At 67.2% G+C, this 2,004-nt stretch carries 1 protein-coding gene; it reads left to right on the forward strand.

Annotated features, from left to right (window positions below; translation table 11 throughout):
* A partial coding sequence (locus MOV75_RS36090; RefSeq protein WP_309486999.1) for an MG2 domain-containing protein occupies window positions 1–2,004 on the forward strand: 2,004 nt, incomplete at both ends.

Consider the following 2,004-nt stretch of genomic DNA (forward strand, 5'->3'; position numbering starts at 1 on the left):
CTCACGCTGGTGATCGAGCGCCCCGACGGCGTCGAATTCCGCCGCGCGGTGCTGTCCGATCAGGGCGCCGGCGGCCGCTCGCTGGCAGTGACGCTCAATTCGGCTGTGCCGACCGGGACCTGGCGGGTGCGTGCCTTCACCGACCCGAAGGGTTCTTCGGTCGGCGAGACCACCTTCATGGTCGAGGATTACGTCCCCGACAGGATCGAATTCGACTTGTCCGCCAAGGACAAGCTGATCAAGGCTAACGCTCCAGTAGAGCTTAAGGCGGACGGCCATTTCCTCTATGGCGCGCCGGCCTCCGGCCTCCAGCTCGAAGGCGACATGCTGGTCGCGCCCGCGGCCGAGCGCCCGGGCTTTGCCGGCTACCAGTTCGGCGTCGCCGACGAGGAGACCACCTCGAACGAGCGCACGCCGCTGGAGAGTCTGCCGGAAGCCGACGCCAACGGCGTTGCGACCTTCCCGGTGACGCTGGACAAGCAGCCGGCCTCGACCCGTCCGCAGGAGGCGCAGATCTTCGTCCGCATGGTCGAGACCGGCGGCCGCGCCGTCGAGCGCAAGATCGTGCTGCCGGTCGCGCCCACCGCGGCGCAGATCGGCGTCAAGCCGCTGTTCGGCGACAAGAACGTGGCCGAAGGCGACAAGGCCGAGTTCGACATCCTGTTCGTCTCGCCCGAGGGTGAGAGGCTGCGCCGCGACGGCCTGCGTTACGAGCTCCTGAAGATGGAGTCGCGCTATCAATGGTATCGCCAGAACAATTACTGGGAGTACGAGCCGGTCAAGTCGACCTCGCGCGTTGCCGACGGTGACGTGACGGTTGCATCCGACAAGCCGACGCGGCTTTCGCTCACCCCCCAGCCCGGCCGCTACCGGCTCGATGTGAAGTCGAACGAGGCCGATGGCCCGGTGACCTCGGTGCAGTTCGACGTCGGCTGGTACTCCGACGGTAGCGCCGATACGCCGGACCTGCTGGAGACCTCGATCGACAAGCCGCAATATTCCTCCGGCGACACCATGACGGTGTCGGTCAATGTACGCAGCGCCGGCAAGCTGACCATCAACGTGCTCGGCGATCGCCTGCTGACGACGCAGACCATCGACGTCAAGGAAGGCACCGCCCAGGTTAAGCTCCCGATCGGCAAGGATTGGGGCACCGGTGCCTACGTCGTGGCGACGCTGCGCCGTCCGCTCGATGCCGCTGCCCAGCGCATGCCGGGCCGGGCGATCGGGCTGAAATGGTTCGGCATCGACAAGCAGACCCGCACGCTGCAGGTGAAGCTGTCGCCGCCGGCGCTGATCCGGCCGAACGCGACGTTGAAGATCCCGGTCAAGCTCGACGGGCTCAATCCGGGCGAGGACGCCAAGATCGCCATCGCCGCGGTCGACGTCGGCATCCTCAACCTCACCAATTACAAGCCGCCGGCTCCGGACGATTACTATCTCGGCCAGCGCCGCCTGAGTGCCGAGATCCGCGATCTCTATGGACAGCTGATCGACGGCATGTCAGGCACGCGCGGCCAGATCAAGTCCGGCGGCGACGCCGGCGCTGGCGAACTCCAGGGCTCGCCGCCGGCGCAAAAGCCGCTGGCGTTGTATTCGGGCATCGTCACCGTCGCCGCTGACGGCACCGCGGAAGTGAGCTTCGACATTCCGGAGTTCGCCGGCACGGCGCGCGTGATGGCGGTGGCGTGGACCGCGACCAAGCTCGGCCGCGCCAACACCGATGTCGTGATCCGCGACCCCGTGGTGCTGACGACGACCCTGCCGCGCTTCCTGCTCAATGGTGACCGCGGCACGGTCAACCTCGAGATCGACAATGTCGAGGGCCAGGCCGGCGACTACGTCATCAACGTGAAGACGGGCGGCCCGGTGAAGATGACCGGCAACCCCGCCACCACCGTCAAGCTCGCCGCCAAGCAGCGCAACTCGTTCTCGCTGGCCCTCGACGCGACAGCGGCGGGGCAGGCGACGCTCGACGTCGACATCAAGGGCCCGAACGGCCTG

It is taken from the genome of Bradyrhizobium sp. PRIMUS42, from assembly GCF_023006515.1.
Classification (GTDB): domain Bacteria; phylum Pseudomonadota; class Alphaproteobacteria; order Rhizobiales; family Xanthobacteraceae; genus Bradyrhizobium.